Annotated in this window: 16 protein-coding genes; 4 read left to right on the forward strand and 12 right to left on the reverse strand. The window is 41.0% G+C overall.

What is annotated here, in order from left to right:
• The first annotated feature begins 50 nt into the window (after positions 1-50).
• Positions 51-956: a LysR family transcriptional regulator gene (locus NST31_RS07890; protein ID WP_339164885.1), complete on the forward strand. Its 906-nt coding sequence runs from the start codon at positions 51-53 to the stop codon at positions 954-956.
• Positions 957-1,374: 418 nt separating this feature from the next.
• Here the strand turns inward: NST31_RS07890 and NST31_RS07895 are convergent, their stop codons facing one another.
• On the reverse strand, positions 1,375-2,163 hold the full coding sequence (locus tag NST31_RS07895; protein ID WP_339164886.1) for an LPXTG cell wall anchor domain-containing protein: 789 nt from the start codon (positions 2,161-2,163) through the stop codon (positions 1,375-1,377).
• 31 nt (positions 2,164-2,194) lie between these two features.
• Positions 2,195-8,761 carry a metallophosphoesterase gene (locus NST31_RS07900; RefSeq protein WP_339164887.1) on the reverse strand — a complete coding sequence of 2,189 codons (6,567 nt, stop codon included), beginning with the start codon at positions 8,759-8,761 and terminating at the stop codon, positions 2,195-2,197.
• A 404-nt stretch (positions 8,762-9,165) separates the two neighbouring features.
• Between NST31_RS07900 and NST31_RS07905 the strand changes: the two genes are divergently transcribed.
• From NST31_RS07905 to NST31_RS07915, 3 genes are all read left to right on the forward strand, one after another.
• Complete coding sequence (locus NST31_RS07905; protein WP_077111485.1) at positions 9,166-10,164, forward strand: hypothetical protein; 999 nt, start codon at positions 9,166-9,168, stop codon at positions 10,162-10,164.
• 161 nt (positions 10,165-10,325) lie between these two features.
• Positions 10,326-10,466, forward strand: coding sequence for a small, acid-soluble spore protein L (sspL, locus tag NST31_RS07910; protein WP_077111486.1), 141 nt, complete (start codon positions 10,326-10,328; stop codon positions 10,464-10,466).
• Between the two features lie 17 nt (positions 10,467-10,483).
• Complete coding sequence (locus NST31_RS07915; protein ID WP_077111512.1) at positions 10,484-10,735, forward strand: sporulation protein; 252 nt, start codon at positions 10,484-10,486, stop codon at positions 10,733-10,735.
• A gap of 212 nt (positions 10,736-10,947) precedes the next feature.
• Here the strand turns inward: NST31_RS07915 and NST31_RS07920 are convergent, their stop codons facing one another.
• The 10 genes from NST31_RS07920 to NST31_RS07965 all read right to left on the reverse strand — a co-directional run bounded on the left by NST31_RS07920 (position 10,948) and on the right by NST31_RS07965 (position 23,221).
• The gene (locus tag NST31_RS07920; RefSeq protein ID WP_339164888.1) at positions 10,948-14,130 is read right to left on the reverse strand and encodes a hypothetical protein; all 3,183 of its coding nucleotides are present in this window, start codon (positions 14,128-14,130) and stop codon (positions 10,948-10,950) included.
• A complete protein-coding gene (locus NST31_RS07925; protein ID WP_077111488.1) occupies positions 14,127-15,551 on the reverse strand; it encodes a glycosyltransferase in 1,425 nt (474 codons plus the stop codon). Before NST31_RS07925 ends, NST31_RS07920 begins: the two co-directional genes overlap by 4 nt.
• A gap of 25 nt (positions 15,552-15,576) precedes the next feature.
• Positions 15,577-16,560, reverse strand: coding sequence for a HEAT repeat domain-containing protein (locus tag NST31_RS07930; protein WP_339164890.1), 984 nt, complete (start codon positions 16,558-16,560; stop codon positions 15,577-15,579).
• Complete coding sequence (locus NST31_RS07935) at positions 16,557-17,615, reverse strand: response regulator (RefSeq protein ID WP_339164892.1); 1,059 nt, start codon at positions 17,613-17,615, stop codon at positions 16,557-16,559. The genes NST31_RS07930 and NST31_RS07935 overlap by 4 nt, the downstream gene beginning before the upstream one ends.
• 935 nt (positions 17,616-18,550) lie before the next feature.
• Complete coding sequence (locus tag NST31_RS07940; protein ID WP_205179230.1) at positions 18,551-19,831, reverse strand: TRAP transporter large permease; 1,281 nt, start codon at positions 19,829-19,831, stop codon at positions 18,551-18,553.
• Positions 19,828-20,286: a TRAP transporter small permease gene (locus NST31_RS07945; RefSeq protein WP_077111492.1), complete on the reverse strand. Its 459-nt coding sequence runs from the start codon at positions 20,284-20,286 to the stop codon at positions 19,828-19,830. The genes NST31_RS07940 and NST31_RS07945 overlap by 4 nt, the downstream gene beginning before the upstream one ends.
• Before the next feature lie 53 nt (positions 20,287-20,339).
• A complete protein-coding gene (locus NST31_RS07950) occupies positions 20,340-21,353 on the reverse strand; it encodes a DctP family TRAP transporter solute-binding subunit (protein ID WP_339164895.1) in 1,014 nt (337 codons plus the stop codon).
• A gap of 31 nt (positions 21,354-21,384) precedes the next feature.
• On the reverse strand, positions 21,385-21,723 hold the full coding sequence (locus tag NST31_RS07955; protein ID WP_339164897.1) for a hypothetical protein: 339 nt from the start codon (positions 21,721-21,723) through the stop codon (positions 21,385-21,387).
• 23 nt (positions 21,724-21,746) lie between these two features.
• Complete coding sequence (locus NST31_RS07960) at positions 21,747-22,532, reverse strand: carbon-nitrogen family hydrolase (protein WP_339164898.1); 786 nt, start codon at positions 22,530-22,532, stop codon at positions 21,747-21,749.
• Positions 22,529-23,221 carry a DUF2848 family protein gene (locus NST31_RS07965; RefSeq protein ID WP_339164899.1) on the reverse strand — a complete coding sequence of 231 codons (693 nt, stop codon included), beginning with the start codon at positions 23,219-23,221 and terminating at the stop codon, positions 22,529-22,531. Before NST31_RS07965 ends, NST31_RS07960 begins: the two co-directional genes overlap by 4 nt.
• Positions 23,222-23,255 lie beyond the last annotated feature (34 nt).

The following is a 23,255-nucleotide window of genomic DNA, read 5'->3' on the forward strand; positions in this document are numbered from 1 at the left end:
TACGCTCTGTAGATGCTATACGGAGATTAAGCAAGGAGGAAAATGGTCGTATGAACCTTGATGCTTTTAGGTATTTTTTGGAAGTAGCCAAACAGAAAAACTTCAGCAATGCGGCACAAAAGCTATATATATCCCAACCTGCTTTGAGCCAGCAAATTGTGTCGCTTGAAAAGCAACTTGGTATAAAACTGCTGCGCAGAACAACAAGAAAGGTTACCTTGACGGAAGAAGGAGAATATTTATACAAAAAGCTTGCATCTTCTTTTGAAATGATCGAATCAACCATTCAATATATCAAAGAAAATAAAATCGTACCAAAAGCAAAAATGAATATTGCGACTGTCCCGACGGCTGCGAGCCTGTATATTCCCAATCTGTTTAAAAAGATGATTCTCGAATTCCCCGAAGTGGAATTTTATTTGCATGAAACGACCTCGTCCCAAGCGATTGAATTGGTCAGAAATGACAAATACCATCTCGCTCTTATTCGTACCCCCATCCAAAAAAACGAGATGTTGAAAGAGGGGATGAAGATGGTGGAGTTCAGCAGACAGCCCCTTCAACTTGTCGTGTCGGTGGAGCATCCGCTTGCCTCCAAACAATCAATTCATTTGGAAGAGGTAAGAGACGAAAATTTCATTCATTATGATAAAGAACAGGCCTCTTCTCTCCATCATCTTGTGGAAAGAGCCTGTACAATGGCCGACTTTACACCAAAAAGAATTTGCACGGTATCCGAGCTATTTACCGCCATCAACTTGGTGTCTAATAATGTTGGTGTAGCTTTCATTCCAAAAGAGATGGTCGATATTTTACAAACGGGAAAAATCCGGGCTCTGCCGATCAGCGATATGGAGTTATCAAGCTCCATTTCGGCCATATGGAAAGATGATGACTATTTGCCGTTACTCACCAGCCGTATCTTGGACATTCTGCAAAGTGATTTTACCATCTGATATTTTAGCTCTGCAAATGTACATACTGGCAGAATAATTCAGTTTATGTGGCAAGCCGCTTAAACAATGACATGTAGGCGCGCAGATATAGTCAATACAGTTCAGCTCAGTTCAGTTCAGCTCAGATTCAGTCAGCCCTCGCGATGATGCAAAGGGCGATTTTTCAACCCATTTCCCCTTGAGGCGGGCACGATCATTATGCCTTGATGACCTTTTATCTGTTTGGGCGGGGAACCACTTTTCCTTTGCAAAAATAGGAATTTGACGAACAACTTCATGCCAATAGAGCCCAATGTTAAAAAGGGAAAAATGCCATTCCAAATCAAAAAGCCGTTACTTCCCGAGTTTATGTCCAGGAAAGTAACGGCTTATTTAAAAATAAACAATCTTCGAGCTTACCAATCTATCCAACTTTCAATTACTGTTTCCGGGACTTTCTTCTCCCCAAATAGACAAATCCACCACCGACGGCGATCAATCCAATGCCAATGACAATCAAGTTCCCGATGGATGTAGCCGTATTAGGAAGCTTGTCCCCATCTTTTCCTTCGTTACTCGATCCTGTTGAATCTTCTGTTTGACTGTTTTTGTCTGCATCAGAAGAACCATCATTGTTACCATTCTCATTTCCGTCATTTCCTTTTGGTTGATTGCTGCCGTCATTGTCGTCTGGCTTTTGTCCATTACCTCCATCACCATCGTTATGATCTCCAGGTTTATCACCTTTTCCATCTCCAGGATCTTTCCCGTCTCCCGGACCTTCTCCGTCTCCCGGGCCTTTTCCGTCTCCAGGATCTTCTCCATCTCCCGGATCTTCTCCAGGGGTTGTTGGGTCTTTAGGATCTGTCGGGTCTGTCGGTTTTTCAGCTTCTGGATGATAAATGGTTTCATGCTCAATTTTTTTACCATCAGCAGCTAATGTTACAACAAAAGGAGCGTCTGGCGATAACGCCTCTTTTGTCGTAAATGTTAGGTTGTAGTTGCCTTTATCATCAGCAGTAAACTCATCGATATACATTAACGTGTTTGAAGATTGTTCTTTTCCTTCAAAAACGGATAATGTCATCGTTTTATTTGCACTATTGCTATCTTGACCGGTTATTGTAAATGTCCCGTCGTTATTATGAATCGTTTCTGCCTTTAAGGTTAAAGGAGTGATGAAACTAATGAGAACCATAACGACAAAGACATAGATCGTTTTCTTCATCGGAACCTCCATCTATTCATACTTGGCGAATCTAGTATTTTAATACAGGTAATTGTCGGTTTTCATCCCAGTGCCACACATGTTGGAAATCCCACTCCAACGTTTCCTCATAAATCGTTTTACTCGCAAGTCCTTCTCTATCAATGCTTTGACCTTTTTCATTTGTTGGAGACTCAGTTGTAACAGCTTCTTGATCAACAGTCATATCCGCTACGGCGAAATTGTTCGTTAACGTCGCTGTATGTCCTTTAAAAACTCTTCCAACGATTCGATTCGCGTGCGAGCCTGCCGTAACAGAAGGGTTTAAGGCAATGGCGCTTTTTACAACTGTGCCATTATAGCCATATCCTGTAATACCGCCGGCATTGCTTTTCTTTGCTGTAACAGAGCCTGCTGCATATACCTTTTCTGTTACACTGCCGGCATTCGTAATCCCGACAACTCCGCCTGCTTGACTGACATTCGCGGTTACATCAGCATGCGAGTAACTGTTTTTGATCACACCATTGGAATATCCTACTATCCCTCCAACCGTGTTATCACCAGTGATGGAACCAGTTGAAAAGACATTTTCAACTATTCCATTGTTTAAGTTGACGACCATTCCGGCTTGAGCCGCACCTTTTTCTCCAACAACTTTCGCATCTATCATTCCAATGTTTTTAATCGTTCCACCATTCAGTTGAAATAAACCGCCGACATTGGAATGGAAATGACGGATCGTTTTATTGTTTCCGTTCAACTCACCCATAAAAGGTTTTTCCACTGTGTACGATTGACCTGTAAAATCAAGATCATTATTTACGATATATTTCTCATTTGGAAACTGATTCAGTACTTGGAAATCAGCCGCAGTCTTGATCATATAGTATCCATCTTCATTCTGTTCCAGTGAAGGCCGTTGCGGATGACTATTTGGATCAATATACTCTTTATTGGCAACCAATAATGGGCGTTTCGCAACATCATCCCAAGTCCACGTTCCATTAAAATCCCAGCCAAGCTCGTTTTCATACAATGGTTGACTCGCTAATTGTTCTATGCTTTTTCCGAGACCTTTTTCATTATTCGCCGCTTCATTTGTAACGCCCTCTTTGCTAACGGTCATATGATGATTTGCCACATTATTGACTAGCGTTGCCGTATGGCCAGCTTTCACTCTGCCGACAATTCTGTTGGCATAAGATATCGTATTGACCATATCGTTTAAAGCAACACTGTTTTGCAGCGTTGTTTCTTTATACCCATATCCACTAATTCCGCCTGCATTTGAACTTCCCGCCGATACAGATCCGGCCGCATAACTATTTTCTGTTATACTTTCTGTGTTTGTAATACCGACAAGTCCTCCTGCCTGCTTAGATGTTGCTTTTACATGAGCCGTTGAATAGCTGTTTCTAATTTGACCGTTCGAATAGCCGACTAAGCCGCCGACATTTGAGTTGCCTGTCACTTCACCCGTTGTAAACGAATTTTCGATTACACCGTCATTTACATTGATTAATATTCCAATGTTATCACCAGCAGCCTCCACTTTAGCGTCAACAACACCCATGTTTTTAATGGTACCTTTGTTTTGATCCATAAACGCTCCTTGTTTAGATGTATAATGAAGAATTTTCTTCCCATTCCCATCGAATACACCTGTAAAAGCGTTCGAGCTATTTAATGGAGCCGCATTCGCTACATTCGAAAAATCAAGATCTTTGTTGAGCTTATACTGTTCATTTGGAAACTGATTGAGTTCCTGTAAATCTTCAATCGTTTCGATCATGTAGAATCCATTGTCATCTTTTTGAAGCGCTGGTCCCTCAGCTTCCTCTCCTGGCTCTTCCTCGACATCCTCTCCCGGTTGTTCTTCTGTTACTTCGTTGAATGCCAGCGCGGGCCTATTATTTTGTGGATCCCATTTCCATATTGACGCAAAATCCCAACCCAATGCCTGAATATACGTGTCTTTGTTTTCTATTTCTTCTTTCGTTTTACCTAATCCTCGTTCATTGGTTAATGAGTCTGTCGTCACGTACTCATTTTCCATTGATATTCCCTGATATGATAGATTATTTTCCAACACCGCTATATGTCCTTTATAGATTCTCCCGACAATTCGGTTCGCTCGAGAATTGGTAGTAATAGACTTATTTAACGCTGCTGTATTTCTGACAATCGTTCCATTATAGCCATAGCCCGTGATCCCGCCAGCATTACTCGTTCCGGCAGTTATGGCTCCTGTCGCAAACACGTTTTCTGTTAAGCTGCCGCCGTTTGTTATACCTACAATACCACCCGCTTGACTTACTTGGGCGGTTACATCCGCTGTTGAATAGCTATTTCGGATCGTAGCATTCGAATATCCTACGATGCCCCCAACTGTATTTTTTCCGACAACCTTTCCAGTCGTATACGTGTTTTCAACCGTTCCATTGTTCACATTGACTAGAATGCCCGTTTGCGGTGCTCCTTCTTCCCCGATAACATTTGCATTTTCAATTCCGACGTTTGTAATCGTTCCACCATTTAAATGGAATAAAGCGCCCGTTTTCGACTCCATATTTTTGATGATTTTACCGTTCCCGTCAAATGTGCCTAAAAACGGCGAATCTATATTTAAAGTAGTAAACGTATAGCCGGAAAAGTCCAAATCATTTTGTAAAATATAGTCTGCTTTCGGAAAAAGATTGATCATCTGTAAATCTTGTACAGAAGTGATAATATAGGATCCATTTTCATCTTTTTCAAGTGAAGGTTCTTCCGTATTTTCATTTACCTTTTCTTGATTGTTTTTCAGTAATGGACGTTGCGCACCTTCATCCCATATCCAAACGTGGTCAAAGTCCCAGCCTAATCCTTTCTCAAATGTGGCTTGATCGGCCATTTGCTCTCTTGACTTTCCAAGTCCTTTTTCATTATTGGCATCTTCTTTCGTTATGCCTTCTTTGCTCACCATCATGTTATCGTAGGCGTAGTTGTTTTCTAATACGGCTTGTTGATCACTTCTAATCCGGCCCACAATTCGGTTGGCCGCACTCGTCGTAATGACAGAAGTATTGAAAGCAAAGTTATTTTGAATCGTTGTATCATTGTAACCATAACCGCTTATTCCACCTGCATTGGAGCTTCCTGCCGTTACAGACCCCGTCGCATAACTATTTTCTGTCAAACTAAAGTAGTTTGTAATACCGACTAATCCGCCTGCTTGCTTCTCTTTTGCTTTTACAGTTGCAGTAGAATAGCTATTTCGAATCGTTCCATTAGAAAATCCTACTAAGCCGCCGACATTCGATTGACCCGTAATTTTTCCAGTCGTATAAGAATTTTCAACCGTTCCATTGTTCACGTCGACTAAAATGCCGATGTCATTGGAATGAATATCAATATTTGCTTTTAGTACAGCAACATTTTTAATCGTGCCGTTATTCACATTAAACAATCCTGCGCCTTGATCGCCACTCGGAGTCGTGATCTTCACATTTGTAATGGAATGCCCATTTCCATCAAATACTCCACTAAATGGGCTATCTCCTGATCCGATTGCTTGTAACGACTGCCCTTCGCCATCAATGTCAGCTGTCATCACATAATGGCGATCAGGGTAGTAGGCCATTTTCTTCATATCTTCTAAACTGTCAATCTTATACGGATTTTCTGCTGTACCCTCACCTTCCATTGCTTCCCTTACTACCATAGAAGGCACAACAGGTCGCTGATTTGAAAAATGATCCCAAACAAACAGCCTGACCGTATTCTGATCGGTAAATTTCATTGGTTCATCAAATCGTATGACTTGTTCCCGGCCTTTTTGTTCTAATTCTACCTCTTTGATTTGGGAATCGAGTAGTTTTTTACCGGATTGGTCATACTTGGCGGCAATCACCGTCACTTTATCTAGTGACCCGGGATGATTTAACAAGCCAACTCCTTTAAACATTCCGTTTTCCACATCAACACTTGATAATTCTATATGATTTTCAGCTTGTTGGATGGTAAATTCGTCAATTGTATCTCCAGCTTGGTTATACGCTTTAACCGTTAGCGATTCGGCGTTTGCTTCCAAAATCATCCCTGTCGGGACATTTTCATCATACACAATATGATCCCAGAAATAGGCTTCATTGTCATAATATTTCGGTCCGGAAGAACCCATCGTAATATGAGTCGTACCTAAATTCATCGCTTCCTGACTATTATCCATTTTGCCATCACGAATCGTGGAGCGTTTATATACATGATCATGCCCGCCAATATACAACTGCACGCCAAGCTGTTGCAATTTCTTCGACATAAGTGCGCGATCGGTACTCATACCAGGATCATCACTATGCGATCCGCCAAAATAAGAAAAGTGACCTGTCACAATTTTCCACTTTTTATCCGTGGAACGCATATCTTCTTCCAACCATTTTAGTTGTTCCTTGTTCAGATCCATGGAATTAATAACGGCAATATGAGCATCTCCATAATCAAAGGAATAATTTGTTTCTGGAAACGTCCCTTTTCCATTTTTGGGAGTATTAAAATAATGCGCAAATGAACTAGCATCGGCATCTTGCATGAATTCATGGTTTCCTGCCATGTTTGCTGATAATAAATCAAAATCTTTATAAACATGGTCAAAAACATCAGACCAAAAATCCGCTCTTCCACCTTTGTCAACAAGATCGCCAACTTGTAACATCAGCTTTCCATCGGGATTTTTGCCACGAATCATTTTCAGCGTGTCGGTAAACAAGGAGAAGCTTTCCGGATTTCTATCTGGCACTTGCAAGTCGCCCATCACATAAATTGTCGTATCATCAGAATCGGGTACCGTTTCAAACGAATTTACCGGCCCCCATGGACCGTTTTTCGACACACCATAACGATACTCATACTTTGTCCCTTTTTTCAGCTTGTCTATATTGGCTTCATGGGACGCTAAAATTCGGTAATTACTATTGTCGATATCTTTTCCATATGCCGATTCAAAATAAGAAACATCAGCTTGAACAACTTTTGCCTTTTTCCAATCTGTTTCAGATGCTTCTTTATATTGAACATAAGATTGTTTCACGACTTTATCTGTCACTAGATTAAGGCCAACAGCATCATCTGTTTCACCTACATGGACAACAGGTGAAAATTCCTGTAAAAGCTTGTCCGCATCTAGTTCTTTATCATCGACTACCATTCGCTCGATCTTTACTCGGGAATTGCCATTTGAATCGGTCGCATAGTAGCGAACAAAGTACTCTCCGTACTCTTTAATCGTAAAACGGTTATCGTTTACTTCAACGAACCCTTTTGAATCGAACACTTCCACTTTCACCGACGGGTTTTCACCACTGTCATCTGTCGCCGCCGCGTTAGGAATGGTTACTGTATCTCCAAGTTTAACAGTGCCGGGAAGCTCTTTCTCTACCGTAATCTCCGGAGCGTAATCCGTTCCTGCTGTTTCTTCCCCAATCCAGATTGGCGCACTGATAATCTCATCTTGATCTTTTTGAAATACCCGTACTAAAAAATATTCTCCATTTTTACTAGAAACCGTTTCATCGACAGTGAATGTATTGCTATTAATATCCGTATACTCTTTTACAATTTCACCATTATTTTTGTAAATCGTTACTTTCTCGATATGATCTTCTTTATCAGGATCCAATAGATCAATATGTATGTCTAATTCTTTTGTATCTTTCGGTAAAATCGATCCCATCATTTTCTTGTTGGCAGAATATTTCAAGTCAAAGTTTTCGTCAAATGAACTGTACGTTCTGCGATTTTTCAAGGCATCGTAAATGCCTTCCCTCGTTAATTCTTCTGTCCACAAACCGGTAAGGCCGGGGTGATGTGCTGCCCAATTGGCTTGATGTTCATCCCCTGAATAAGTTGGCGAAACATGCCAGCCATTATCTAATGCTTGTATATAAGTATTAAAATAACGCGACACTTTATATTCAAATAATGAGATTCGATCATCCACTTCTTTTGTTATATGTTTAAAGCCAAAAAAATCACCCTTTCTCATGGCATCAGGATGATTAAACTGGGCAATCGCATCCGGATCTTCACTTAATCTGCCATAAAATGTAGGCAAATCATAACGTAAAACGCCCATGCCAAATTGTCCTGTTGCCCCTTTTCCATACGTTCGCGGGAACCATTCCGTATTAAATAAATTAATATGCCCCGCATTATCATACCAAGTCACTTCGATCCCCGGAACAGTGACGAATTGATCGGTATTATAATCATCATGCTGTTTCCGTGTTAGCTTATACTCTTCCGAATAAGAGTCTTGATATCGTTTCAAGTAATCGTTTCCCGAACTGATATCAAACGTAACATCATGCTCTGTCGTACCAAAAAAGTCGTGGTTCGTGTGCTTCTGTACATATTCAAAAGCATCTTTTGGAAATTCTACCCCATCACTAATCGAGGTGTGGGCGTGAATTTCCCCCCGATATAATTTCATCCCTAAATATTCCGCACGACTATTCTCATTTTTGGCTGCATTTGCCTCATTTTGTTGGACGAACATTATCTGGGCAAATAATGAGAGGAGAATAGTGAAAAATACTATTTTATAAGTATTGTGCTTTTTCACCTTGTCATAGGTCATAATAATCTCCCTTCTTTAAATGAATTACAACTTCTTAATTTACCAAAACATGGTTAACTGACCGTAAACGAATTGTATTATTCCTGTAAAAAGGGTGTAACAAACAAGCCGGGATGTGGATGCTTTTATTCGATAGAGCACTTTTGGCTTGTATGGTGCCGCTAAAGCTACTTTTTCCTCTAAGTCCTTTTCAAAAAGCAAGCGCCCTCTGGCAAAGCATGCTAATTTGGGGAAATATGGTAAACATCTCTCTGCATACTCAAACCTTTTGATTTGGAGGGAATACCTATTCGTTTTTCCGATCTATAAGGGAACCTTATAACCATATAAGATATATGTATTTCCGTACCGTTAAAGGCGGTGCTACGATTGGTTAAAAGATATAGAAAGGGTGCATATAAAAGATGAACGTATTAGTATTTGGCTTGGGGCCAATCGGCATAGAAATCCTCCGCAATGCCTATCAACTCAATCCCCATTCGGTTATTGGGGCAGTGGATATAGATCCCAATAAAGTGGGGAAAGATATCGGAGAACTCAGCGGGGAAGCTGACAGCGGAATCAAAGTGGCCGACAATGTTCAAGACGTCGAAAAAAGAAAAGATAGTCAACCGGTGGCTATCCATGCCACAGGTTCCAATTTAAAACTTGTCTGGCCGCAAATCAAAGAGCTTTTGGACAATGGTTATTCCGTTGTCTCTACATGTGAGCAGCTTTCCTACCCTTGGCATGCCTATCCGGAGCTTGCCCAAGAAATCGATGAGTACGCCAAGTCGAAAAACTTGACTGTCATCGGCACCGGCATTAATCCGGGCTTCATTATGGACACAATGGCCGTCTGCTTTTCGACTGTTTTGACGAGTGTGAAAAAAATAACCGTCATCCGGAACGTCGATGTCGCGAAAAGACGCATACCTTTACAAAAAAAGGTCGGCATCGGCATGTCAGAGGAAGAATTCCTCTCTTTGGCCAAACAGGATAAAATCGGTCATGTCGGCTTGGAAGAATCGGTCAGATTGATCGCCTATGCACTGAACTGGAAGCTGACAGACGTGAACAATACGATCGAACCGACCATTGCAAAAGACCAGGTTCATACCCCGCTCACACCATTGAACACGGGAGATGTTAGCGGTCTTCACCAAGTATCGCGCGGCAGAACCGCTGAAGGCTTCGAGATACATCTTGATTTAACAATGTCTGCCGGTATTGAGCAAAAGGACGAAATCATCCTTGAAGGAAATACCACCCAACGGATCGTTGTGCCAGAGGGCATATTCGGCGACACATCCACCGCCGCCATGGCTATCAACACCGCCAAACGGATCGACGCTATTCGGCAACCGGGACTGCTCACCATGGCCGACATCGGTCTGCCAAGATTCACGTACCAGCCGTCATAAAACATGTAAAGCAGAAGGTTCTCATGCCGCCTCATCTTAGTGGCGAGAACCTCCTGCTTTTTGTTTTATCATTTGAGCATCATTTGGAAAAAAATGGACCCAATGCCGCCCTAGAATAAAAACAGCCAATCATTCAACAATAAACACATGGAGGTGGCACAATGAACAGAAGAGACCCGATCAAAAATGAAAAAAGAGTCGTAACAAGCGTCAATCCACAAGGATATTCAGAAGATAAAGCAAATCAGGCGCCCAAAACCAAACTGGAAGAACGCAGCAAAAAAAGCAACACGAAAATGTAACGAAGAAGGTGATTCCCATCGATCACACATTAGGCTATTTGCGTGAAACAATGTCCAACTATGATGACGAAGAGTTCGGACGGCAAATATACAAAAAACTTGTAAGCCAGCATTACAAAAATGAAAAAGAATTCGTCGAAAAGTTGGGAGAAGAAGAGACAGATTATTTAAATTCCGTCCTAAAAGAAGAACTGAAATATGCCAGGCAGGCGCAAGATGAAAAGCGCCTAAAAGAATTAAATGAAGTATATGAAAGATTAACGCCGTAACCGTGAAGGCGGCCAGCAGAAAAAACTTATCATATTAACTGTTAAAAAACTGCGTACAACATTGCTTTCGATCAGGACTATCGCCATCACATGGTGCTTTATGTAGAAAAGGGGTGCCCAATAAGCCGATTTTTCGGCCTGCGGACACCCCTGTTTCATTTCAACACTTCCGAGTTTGATCGATCATTTCCTGCTTTTGCATGAAGCTTTGTTCATTGAATATGTAAAAACAACTCTTGTATCGTATCATACGACTGTTTGAGCCGTTCCTCATATTGTGGCATATCCCAATTCTCCCAAGAGTACCCCTTCATCTTCAGGAGCCGGCCCTCTTGAACCGCTGGAAATGAATCAATGACATTGCCTCCATTTTCAACATATAATGCCCCCACGTTTATTTCATCCACGAAAGCACTGGCATTCATGCCATCTTTATAAAGATCTCCCACAAACTCTTTCTGACTGGGATCTTTTGCTTGGATCAACAGCCACGGAATTCTCAATTCCAGCATTCCTTCGTCATTCCGATAATAATCCGCCAACGAGTCGTAATCTTTGGATGATGGATTGCCATTGCCTTCCTTCAGCTTTCCGGTTTCATAGGCGCTGAAAGGTAAAACTGTATGTTGTTGGGGCAATGTTAATTCTTTGTTAAGCGCATATTGGATGATGGAAAACTCCCCGCTGTTGTTGACCGGTTTTGGACCTGCTTCAATCATGCCCAATTGATGGCCATACTGATAGGTAAAAAGATTATAATAGGCATCCACTTTCATTCTCGATTCTTTTTTCCTCAAGTCGATGATGAAATCAACGCCATTGGAAAAAGAAACGTTATCGATACCCTTGATCAAATCATTCCCTTGATTCGGAGCAACATCAAGCAGAATCACTGGATCACCTTGTTTGGTCAGATCATTATCCAACCGGATATATAAATACCTTTCATCATGATCGACATATAATGCCTTCAGGCCGCTGTATTTTTGATAAAGCGGCTTGGATTTCCAGTCTTCTGCCACCCCGTCCACCTGAATGCTGTGGCGGTCAAAGCTTAATAAACCAAATTGCTGTTCATTCGTTTGCGCATTCGACCAATAAGGCCGGCGATTCGGGTTGTCATAGTCCATCGTATTCCACGTTCGTTTAAACCACTCATCCTGCCACGTGAAAATAAGGCCTCCCAGTAACTTTTCCGCCATGATATCTTCAAACAAACGCCGAAGAATCGCTCCTTGCTCTTTCTCTGACAAATTGCCCTGATTCCAGCCAAATGGGTTAGCATGGGTCAGTCCCCGTGAACTGGGCACGCCAAACTCGGCAACCAAAATGGGCAGCCGGTGTGCATCATGCAGCTCCGATAAATAGGCCGCATAACTGTTTTTTTCACCCCGGTGATCTACGTAAGACAAATAAGATTCATCAAAATTAAAGAAATCAGGATAATAAGGATAAATATGATAAGACGCAAATTGCTGCGTTTTGTTCATTTCTTTTTTTGTATGAATCACATTTGGATTCACACTGACAAGATCTTCATCTTCATTCGGTTCCGCCGGATGCTCTAACAAATCGGTTGTTACCCAGTTCGTAAAGCTCATGGGCCGAATGTAGCGATATTTGTCCACCTCATATTGTGTGATGAAGTCCATTTGTTGCGCCAACCAATGTTCAAACGGCTGTGCATCCTTTGTTTGAAAATAGGTTCCGTCATAATCTCCTATGGAAGCATGAACGTTATTCGTATTTTGCACCATATGCGGATACCATTCGATACCCAGTATCCAGCCAATGACAAACTCGGAAATATCGGCCCGATAGACACCGGAAGCATGGCCGGGCCTTTCTTCGACGATTTTATTGCCATGAATGACATCAACGATCGTTTTCATTTCTTCTTGGAATTCACGCAGATTCTCTGTTTCAAACGCATCCAGTGATTCTTCTAATTTTTCCTCATTGATCCAAACACCGTGGAAAAGGTAGATTTTCTCTCGATGTTTGTCATTATAGCGCTTCAAAGCCCGATAAAATCCCGGAGGGTGGAGCGTGTATACGCGTAATGTATTGGCATTCATTTTCCCAATTTGTTCAAACCACCTATAATACTCCTCCTCTGTTATAGCAGCTTCCCCCGGAAAAGCACCAGGTTTCCCCATCCCCATGTTAACTCCCTTAATGACAAGGGGCTCCCACTTGTTGCCCTTCAGGATTTCAAAAGAATCTTTGTTTACCCGGGCATTGTATGTCAATTTGGCGGATTTTTTTCCCTGAATGACCTCTTCTTTCTCGGCAAACGACTTTAAAATAGACTCCATCATTGGAAAATAAGTAGACCAGTAAAAAGCTTGATCGGAAAACGTTTGTGCCATTTTATAAATTGACTGCAAACCTTTCATTTGGTAAAAGCGGGGAACATCCGCCATATCATTAAAATCTCCGGCAAAATAATAGCTGGAAGATGGGCCGTGTTCCCTAGATAACACCGCAGCAAATTCAGCCGGGATGTCATGCTTTTTCAACAACTTTTCACCTTCATCCGTCAGATTCCAATCATAATTGGCAAGCACTTTGGCGTCACTCTTCGGCTTGACAATATCAAACCAATATTCATAGTCGGGGCTGTCATCCAAATGGAATTGCTTCCTGCCTTCTTTGGTAAAAGAAACACGTATCCCTTTTTCCCGCAAATGTTTGTCCATTTCCAGCACGACAACTTGATTATCCGTGTCATTGACCAAAAGAAAACCCGCGCCGCTGTAATTCCATGCAGTCCCGTATTCTTCCAAAATCCACTGCGGAATTTCCTTGTTTTTTTGCGGATCCAATTCATCAAAATAGCGGCCATTCCAGCCTGACCAATCCAGCCCCAAATAATCGGTAACACTATTTTTTACAGCTTCATGGGTAGGCGACGCAAATGTATTATATTCCGCGATCAGCAAGCTTTTCTCTTTCTTGCTTAGGCGATCCACAATGGCAGCCCATTCTTCCGAATCGAGACCGCCGTATATTTCACCTGAACGGGAGCCTTCCCGTTCTTTTTCAATCCATGGCAAATCTTCATCATATACCCCATATGTATCTGCCAAATAAATGACGCCATATCGGTCATAATTGTCCGGAAGCGCACGTATATCATATGCTTTTTCTTCATTATTTGGCACAAAACCATAGTAATCGCTTGCCGATTGAAATGGTTGATTTTTATGGTCCGTATATTTTAGATGATTTAACAGCCAGGTGATGCCAAGATGTTCACGAAATGTTTCGTTTGGAACTGTTTTATCAATGATCGCTATATGCAGCTTCTTGCCCGGCTCTGCCAACCATAAAAGGATCGGCAATAGTAAACATATGATGATGACGAGCCCCAAGATGTAAAATCGCTTCATTTGGACTTCCCTTCCCCGGATAGACCTACTCGCTCCATATGCCCCCACTCTTTTTTCCCCAGTAAAAAGGTGATAAATCCTTCACATTTATAAAATAAAGTGATAGGTCGATACCAAAACATTTCCGTCAGGGATATAAATAGGAGGCGCATGAGGTCTTTGAACTTTGGATATGTATTCATCGTCCATGCTTCAAGCAAAATCGTTGCCACTGTAAACAATACGCCATATAAGACAAACAGCAAGATCAACAGGATAGCAAACTCGTAATAAATATCGCCTAAGAAAAAAGCAATCACGATATAAAAATAGCCTGCCAACTCAATCAAAGGCCCCAAACATTCGACAAACCAGAAATATGGAAAAGAAACCATGCCGATGGCTCCAAACTTGGGGTTTAAAGTCATTTTTCGATGTTTCCACAGACTTTCAATCAACCCCCTGTACCACCTTTTCCGCTGATTTCTTAAAGACTGGAAATCTTGCGGTGTTTCGGTCCAACAGACCGGATCCGGTACAAATTGAATTCTTTTCTTTACTTTCTCTTCCTTTAGACGCCGATGTAGCTTGACGACTAATTCCATGTCCTCTCCAATCATATCCGTGGAATAACCTCCAACCGCAACGACCCATTTTTTGGAAAATACACTGAAGGCGCCTGAAACGATCAACATTAAATTAAATGTGCTTAAAGCAATCCGGCCCATCAGGAAGGCTCTTACATATTCAACAACCTGCATAACAACAAGGGCATTTTTCGATAAATCCGTTTGGAATATGGCCCCCAATTGAACATCAAGCCCATTGGCAATCCGGATCGTTCCGCCTGCGGCTATAACTTCATCATTGGACTTAATGATGGGATTCATGACACGCAACAGGGCGTTTTCCTCCAAAATCGAATCGGCGTCAATTGTGCAAAAGTAGGGATATCTTGATGCGTTAATCCCTACATTTAAGGCGTCCGCCTTTCCCCCGTTTTCTTTTTCAATCAACCATACATTCGGATGAATGTCCGACTGATAAAAATGTCGAATCGGCTTCGTCGGAATATGGTTCGCTATCGTTCCCTGAACTTCCTTCATTCTAAATTGCTCTATTATTTTTCTCTGTGTATTATCAGTAGAACCATCATTTACGATGATCAGCTCTATTTGCGGATAGCGCAGACTGAGTATGGAATGGATGCTGTCGATAATACCCGCTTCTTCGTTGTACGCAGGAACGATAATGGACACCGGTTTTGAGTAAAACGCATCAATATCATCTTCATCCACTTCATTTTTATCAATTAAGTATTGCTTCCTTAGCTGGATAAATGCCAATATCAGCATACTGCCGTATGTGACAATGACAATCATCATATAAAAGATGATCGTTCCCGAAAAGAACTTCATTAACAATTCCAGTAAACTGCCCATGTATGGCGACAATCCCTTCCAAGGATTAATAAACCTGCTGTTCTCTTTCCAGCATGATAGTGTGAGGGTCCATTTTCAGCGTTTTGGCTGCCTCCTGACGCACCCGCCAAGCCTCGTCCGCCAACAATGTTTCCAAATAAGGAACAGAGTCACGGAGTGGCAAATTCCCAAGTACCTTCGCCGCCATGAGCCGCTCTTCCCATATCTCTGACGAGATAAAGGGTGTATACTTCTCTATTTGGTGAAGCGTGCCGATTTCATGAATCGCTTTTAAAGAGCGGATGCGGATTTCAGCGTCCTCTTCTTTTAGAAGGCTTTCTAAGAAAGGGACAGTGCCAATCTCCCGTTTCATTCCCAAGGTGTTAATGAAAGCGTATTTGCACGTTGAGGATAACTGATGAAAATTCTTGATAAGCTGCTTCAAGACAGAATCATCCGCAGTCTTGAATAGTTTCTTACATTCATATTCCGAAAATAAAGGCGGTTTCTCCAAAAATTTTTTTAAAAACAAATCCGGCTTGAATAGCGAATAGATTTTTAGCAGTTGAAACTGCTCATCTGGAGATAATTTCTTTTTTTCCATGCTGATACAATGATCAATTAAGCTGTCTATATGAAAATCAACGACCCTGTACAGAGCGTTCATGCGAATGCTCCATTTTCTGTTGGCAAGCAACTTCCCGTAGTGGTCTTTCATAGATTCATTGGAAAACAACTTGATTTTTTCACGAATCAACGGATCGGAGACATTTTTTATATAGGACAAAAAAATTTGTTCGACTCCGTATAGCTCATACGTATTTCTCGGCATCAGTGATTCCGGAAAGGGGCCGCTCCCTCTTACATAATGATACCAAGCGTCTTGATGCTCCTTTATGTAAGCTGCTTTTTTCCTTTCCCGCGCTACTTCCATTGCCCGGTTCGAGAGTAAATAAATGGAAAATACAAGCAAAAAGACGGAAACCACCAGCATAAACTGAATTAAAAGATCAATCGACACATCCATCATGACCATAGCCTTTCGAACGTTCTTTTGATTTGGGCTTCAAATAATCGCAAATGAAATGGTTTCATTACATATTGATCTACTCCATGTTCATAGGCATAGATCATGTCTTCCTCCGTTTTTCTTTTTGTCATCATATAAATGATGATTTTTTTATTATTGGGCAGATTGCGAAGCGTATACAGCACTTCTAACCCATTTTTTCTTGGCAAAATATCATTCATGATCACCAAATGTGTATGACTCGACAAATATCGTTTCGATTGCAGGAAAAGATATCCATCAGAAAACGTCTCAATTTCAATCTCAAAATGTTTTAAGGACAAACCCTCCAAAGAGTTCTTTAACACATTTCGAAAAATCTCATCTTCTTCCAATATGCTAATCTTTACTGTTTCTAGGTGCTTCGCCTTATAATGATTCACATAAACAATTTGCCATTCCTTGTTGGCGTGAACCAAGGCGTTTCTTCCATGTTCAATCAAATCCTCCAATTCCACGTCACTATTGCCAATTTCAGCGATGCTGGCCAAAAAAGCCGCATCATACTGATTAAATAAGGGAATCACTTTCAGTTGTACACGAGATTGGAGACGTTCAAGAAAAGCCTCTGCCTCTTTTTCTCCACTATGGGCAAGAATGATGCACCATTCAAATGGGGCGGCCAGTTTAAAAACAAGATCGGTCTGCCTGATTTCATGTTGTAAAAACAAGGTCATTTCTTGCTCCGCATACTCCAAATCCTCTGCAGCAAAAATCGACTGATCAAAAACGGAAAGGACGATGGCGGTGATCGTTGACCTCGTTCGCACAACATTGGCTTTATAAATATCAAAAAAAGATGTTATATCCAAAGAGGAACTCACATGATGAACGGCGGATGGATTCACTTTACTCTCCCTCAATTCCAAAGTTTGTTTCGTGTGGACTTCGTATATCGCTTTAACTGATAGTTTGCCCCATGGGGTATATACGATCTCATGCTGAATCATATAGAGCGCGACAATAAAAATGCCTAAAAAGTTATTGAAACTAATTATTTCAATCCAGACACTCATATAGAGTGCGACGTAAACAAGCGCATAGGCTGTAAAGAAAACTGCATTTCAATCCACGCACTCATAGCACTCGTTTTGTATGGACTGGCCATTCAACTATAAATGGACAGAACAAACTCCTGCAATAGTGTATCACCAATCAGACAACTGTGTCGATCATTATTTTTCATGGAGAATGGCAAAAAAATCTGCCGATGCAGACATGCTTTTTTATGGAAATCGAAAAACAAGTGACAAGTTGAGGCATTGAGGCTGATGTGTCAACAGGCCTCTCCAGCCGGCAAAAAGGTGATGGCAATTTTGCGTAATTTGGCTTATTATCCGAAATGCTCTTCACTTGGCGCTTCCTATCTGTTTGGATGATCAGTCCCCTTTTTATGAGCCAGCAATGATCTCTTTTATTATAAACGACAGTGTTATATTTCATATTATGGAAAATAATGCTAACCGCGACAGCGACAGCGACACTTCACTGCTAACAGAGAATATGTGAAACAGATCGAAGCTTCTTTGGGAAATGAAAGAGTGGGGATAACGAAACAATGAATGCTATTCATAAATTTTGAAAACCGTTGATCGTATAGCTTCACTGTTATGATAAAAAAAGCAGCACAGACTTTTTAGCCTGCGCCGCTTAAGTGAACATGCTTTTTGATCTTTCATTCTTAGATGACTTTTACCGGGCGAAGTTTGCACTGGTCTCCATGATTCCTTCTTTTTGCTACCTGAGTAGCACGGGATTCACTTTGTCGGCCTTCTCATCTGCATGTTTCTCAATTTAAAAAAGCAGGAAAAAATTCATTTTTTCCCATACAGCTAGAATGAACTTCGTAAGCTCACATTTACCGAAACCATCATTTTCTTTTGACCAAGAAGTAGAACTTCTCAATGGCCAATTTCATTGACACCGTTGGTATTCACACATACACATATCCTCATCTATTGGAAAAAAACTCTAAAGGAAAGAGAACAACCTCCGGAATATATGTGACGGCAAATAATACGGCAATTAATAACGCGATTTGTGGAAATAAATGCCGGAACATCTTGGGCACCTTGATTTTAGCTATTGATGCTGTAACAAATAAGCAAACTCCAAGAGGTGGCGTGACCATGCCAATTGTAAGGTTAACCGCCATGATAATGCCAAAATGGATTGGGTCGACTCCTGCCGCTAAAATCATCGGCAAAAATAACGGTGTAAAAATGGAAACAGCACTAATCGTATCTATAAATGTACCCGCAATTAATAAAACGATATTGATGATGAGCAATAGCAAGATGGGATTATCCGATATACCGCCCATCATTTCTATCAATTGATTGGGTATTCTCTTGAATGAAAGAAACCAAATAAACAAAGAAGCTGTCCCGATTAGAAACACGATCGCCGCCGTTGTTTTAGCTGTATTTAATAGAATTGGCCAAAAGTCTTCCATTCTTATTTCTTTATAGACGAACATTCCGATAAGTAACGCGTAAACGACAGCAACAACACCCGATTCTGTGGGAGAAAATATACCACTGACAATCCCGCCTATGATAATAATGGGCATTAATAAAGCCAGTACAGCATCTTTTGCTCCCCTCACAATTTCTTTTACCGTTGCCCGCTGTTCACTGGAGCGATAATTCTGTTTTCTCCCGACAACATAACTATACGCCATTAAAGCAATTCCCATTAAAATACCGGGTATGACTCCGGCGACAAACAGATCCCCTATCGAAACACTGGCTATAACACCAAATAGGATTAACACAATACTCGGTGGGATAATCGGGCCAATCGTTGCCGATGTGGCCACTAAGCTTGTTGAAAAACCGATATCGTACCCTTCTTTTTTCATGGCTGGTATCATCATTCCGCCTATTGCCGCAGCCGCTGCTATCGCTGTACCGGTCAAGGCAGAGAAAAACATGCTTGCTAAAACTACAACCATTGCCAAGCCCCCAGGTAATGGGCCAACAATTGTTTTAGAGAAATCAATCAGTCTTTTAGAGATCCCGCCTTTTGTCATTAATTCCCCCGCCAAAATAAACAATGGCACAGCTACTAGGGTAAAGTTATTGACTCCGCTAAATACCCTTCTCGGAAGGTTAATGAGAAGGCTTGGGTCGGTAAATAAAATCCCGATAATTGAAACAAACCCTAATGAAAAAGCAATCGGAATGCCTATCACTATAAGGATTAACAATAAAGGTATGAGCCAAATCATTTATACACCTTCTTAATCTGATAATATAGCATGAAAAGCGCACTAATGGGAATCGCCATATAAACATAAGCTTTTTTAATAGGCACCATACCCAAAACTTGTCCTGAATCAAAATTGTCCATCACAAGCCCGAACCCAAAATACAATAGACAAACGATGACCACAATAACAACCGTAAACTCTAACGCTTTAAATACCTTCTCAATCATTTTGGGCATATTTTCAAAAATGTTCACCTGTAGATGCTCACTGTTTTTAATGGCCAAAGCGGCACCGAATAGGACACTATATACAAAACAAACCATTAAAACTTCTTGAGACCATCCCAGTGGCTGCTTGAATACATACCTGAAAACAACTTGTAAAAAAGTAATGATGACAACCGCCGACAAACAAATGGTAATGATTATTTCAAGTGCCCGGCCAAGGTAATCATCTATTTTTTTAAAAGACATCCGATAACCTCCCAGCCAACAAAGGAGATTCCGGGAAGGAATCTCCCAAAAAATCACTTTGTCTTTTCAATCTTTTCGATCAGTTCTTCCGGCACTTCTTTTACCGCCTCTCTTACCTCTTTCGTGGCATCTTTAAAGAGCTCCCGATCAGGTTCGGTAATCGTTACACCATTATCCTCTAGCTTTTTGATAATCTCGCTTTCTTGTTCTTCCAGCGTTTTTCTTATAAAATTAGTTGTTTCATCCACTGCATCTTGCAGGATTTGTCGCTGCTCTTCGTTTAAGCTTTCCCAAACACCTTGGTTGATCACAACAATTGCCGGATTATAAGTATGTGCCGTTAACGATACATATTGTTGCACTTCATAAAACTTCATTGAGTCTATAGTTGGCAACGGATTCTCTTGACCATCCACCAAGCCCTGATCCAATGCGGAGTATAATTCATTAAAATCTACAGGAGTGGGACTGGCATTCAAGGATTTCATATGAACTTCCCAAACAGGTGAAGGTTGCACTCGTATTTTCAAACTTTTCATATCTTCCGGCGTTTTTATCTCTTTTTTATTATTTGTCAAATGTCTAAAGCCTACTTCCCACCAACCTAGTCCTTTCATTTGATGTTGATCTACATATGTAAATAACTGCTCTCCTATTTCTCCATCCAATACTGAATAAACATGCTCACGGTCTTGAAATAAATAAGGGATGCCAAAAATGTTCATTTCCGGTACAGTATTCGCGAAAGAACTATCAGGGGCAACAGTTGTTATTTCAATGGAGCCATCCATTACTTGCTCAATCGCGTCCGCTTCACTGCCTAAAGTGGCGTTTCCATGTATTTCGATATGAATAGAACCTTTTGATTGTTCCTCCACCAATTCTTTAAATTTTTCTGAAGCAATATTATATTGGTGTGAATCAGACCCTACATGGGCCAGTTTCAGCGAAATGCCTTCTTTGTCGTCACCGTCATTCCCACCGGTCTCATTTGTATTAGAGCATGCACTTCCCAATACGAATAACAATAATAATAAAGCAGTAATGATTACGTTTCTGATGCTCATGACTAACTCCTTTCAGCTTCTTTGCTTACCTTTATTTGTGGCGGACCTCAAACATGATGCACCCGTTAGGCGATTTCCAAGGCCCATGCCGCATACCGGGCGGCCTTGATGCCGCCATGCCTTTCGTAAATTCTTTCCTTAAAGTCAGGTCTATCACTGAACCTTCTATAATGTATATATGTTCCCAATATTCGTGATATTGCATCCCGTTTGGAGAAGTATCCACCCCCGGCTCAAACTCTAATACCCTAACCAGTTCTCTTTCCGAGTCCTTTGATAAGATTCTTTCCCATAAACCTTTTACCTTTCCCTCTATTTGTTTACGTGGGAACGCTTCATAAGTTGTAAATTCAAACTCTTGTCTACCCATTTACTTTTACATCCCTCCAAAGATCAATATAAGTCCGGCACCCGGCTTTTGAAGATAGGAACCTCCTTTCTCACTTGAACTACCTTTGATAGATTGACATCCTGTACTAAAGTCTCTTCTTGATTGTCTTGTCCTTGCTTTAAAATATCCCCCCAAGGGTCAATGATCATGGAGTTCCCAGCATAAGTAACATCATCTACATTCCCGACGGCATTACAAGAAATGACATACATTTGATTTTCTATCGCCCGGGCTATTTGTAACGCTGTCCAATGATACTTGCGTGGCGTTGGCCAGGCTGCCACCACAAACAATGCTTGTACCCCTTGTAATGCCAGAGATCTGGCTAACTCGGGAAACCTTAAATCATAACAAATAATGATCCCCATCTTGATTCCATCCAATTCAAATACCTCGACCGCCTTTTTCCCGCCCGTTACATATAAGTGTTCATGTAACATGGGGACTAAATGGATTTTACTGTATTCATAAACAACCTCTCCTTCCCTATTGAAAATGAAGCTTGCATTATAAATATTTGTCTCTACGTTATGAGGAATGGAACCGCCGATTATATTCACTTTATATTTTTTGGCAAGCTCGCTTAAAAAAGATTTCGTTGGTTCTCCATCGGGCTCTGCAAGGGCTTTCAATTGTTTGAGTTTAAATGAAGAAGTCCACATTTCCGGTAAAACAATCGTATCCGGATTTTCTTCTTTCATGACTTTTTCTAGCCAACTTTGTACTTTTAACCTGTTTTCAGCTGGTTTTCCACCAATCACTTCCATTTGGTATATGGCAATTTTCAAGTTTGAACACTCCCCAATAAATTTTTAATTGTATATTCCATTAAAATGTTACGTTTATGAATAGGATCGGTAATTGTCATTCTAAATTGTTCTCCATATTTAAACCCGCACTTTAATGGAACAGTTCCCGAGAAAAAAATCGAGTTCGCCAACGGCACGCCCTTTCTTTCGAGGAATTTCATAATATCTTCAAGTGAAAGGATCGATGATATTTTGTCTTTTTGATAAGGTATCCATCGATGATTGATGTAAATATCAGAGGATAGTTCCAGCAAATCCCAATGTTGAATAACATCTTTCAAATTCCAGGCTTTTGTTGCAAAAGGCTTTTGACAAACTTGCTTTGATTTATGAATATCTGTTGCCTCCAGCTCTCGATCCGTATGATCACTGCCGACAGTTACATAAATTTCATCTGTTCTCCCGCCAAATATGATCACAATTTCCGCTTCGCCGCTTGTTTTGTCCCCGACCACTTCAATCACTTTATTTTGAGTGACATTATTTAAACTGAGTGGATAAAGTGTCGGTATCTCTATCGGTCTTGGAACACCTATTTCTTCCAACTCTTTAATATGATCCATCGTTTTCTTCTTATCTCTTCCGGCATATCCAATGGCATAAACCCGGCTAATGGCCATTTCCTTTTTCTTGCCATTTAACGCCAATGAGAATATTTTTTTATCCATGGCTGTCTCCTTCTCTTTTTTGTATACGCTTTCA

Source organism: Siminovitchia sp. FSL W7-1587, assembly GCF_037963795.1.
Classification (GTDB): Bacteria; Bacillota; Bacilli; order Bacillales; family Bacillaceae_C; genus Siminovitchia; species Siminovitchia thermophila.

Bases quoted from the DNA above. Each gene is read 5' to 3' on its own strand.
- NST31_RS07890 (WP_339164885.1), top strand. From the start codon at position 51: ATGAACCTTGATGCTTTTAGGTATTTTTTGGAAGTAGCCAAACAGAAA.
- NST31_RS07895 (WP_339164886.1), bottom strand. From the start codon at position 2,163: ATGAAGAAAACGATCTATGTCTTTGTCGTTATGGTTCTCATTAGTTTC.
- NST31_RS07900 (WP_339164887.1), bottom strand. From the start codon at position 8,761: ATGACCTATGACAAGGTGAAAAAGCACAATACTTATAAAATAGTATTT.
- NST31_RS07905 (WP_077111485.1), top strand. From the start codon at position 9,166: ATGAACGTATTAGTATTTGGCTTGGGGCCAATCGGCATAGAAATCCTC.
- sspL (WP_077111486.1), top strand. From the start codon at position 10,326: ATGAACAGAAGAGACCCGATCAAAAATGAAAAAAGAGTCGTAACAAGC.
- NST31_RS07920 (WP_339164888.1), bottom strand. From the start codon at position 14,130: ATGAAGCGATTTTACATCTTGGGGCTCGTCATCATCATATGTTTACTA.
- NST31_RS07925 (WP_077111488.1), bottom strand. From the start codon at position 15,551: ATGGGCAGTTTACTGGAATTGTTAATGAAGTTCTTTTCGGGAACGATC.
- NST31_RS07930 (WP_339164890.1), bottom strand. From the start codon at position 16,560: ATGATGGATGTGTCGATTGATCTTTTAATTCAGTTTATGCTGGTGGTT.
- NST31_RS07935 (WP_339164892.1), bottom strand. From the start codon at position 17,615: ATGAGTGTCTGGATTGAAATAATTAGTTTCAATAACTTTTTAGGCATT.
- NST31_RS07940 (WP_205179230.1), bottom strand. From the start codon at position 19,831: ATGATTTGGCTCATACCTTTATTGTTAATCCTTATAGTGATAGGCATT.
- NST31_RS07945 (WP_077111492.1), bottom strand. From the start codon at position 20,286: ATGTCTTTTAAAAAAATAGATGATTACCTTGGCCGGGCACTTGAAATA.
- NST31_RS07950 (WP_339164895.1), bottom strand. From the start codon at position 21,353: ATGAGCATCAGAAACGTAATCATTACTGCTTTATTATTATTGTTATTC.
- NST31_RS07955 (WP_339164897.1), bottom strand. From the start codon at position 21,723: ATGGGTAGACAAGAGTTTGAATTTACAACTTATGAAGCGTTCCCACGT.
- NST31_RS07965 (WP_339164899.1), bottom strand. From the start codon at position 23,221: ATGGATAAAAAAATATTCTCATTGGCGTTAAATGGCAAGAAAAAGGAA.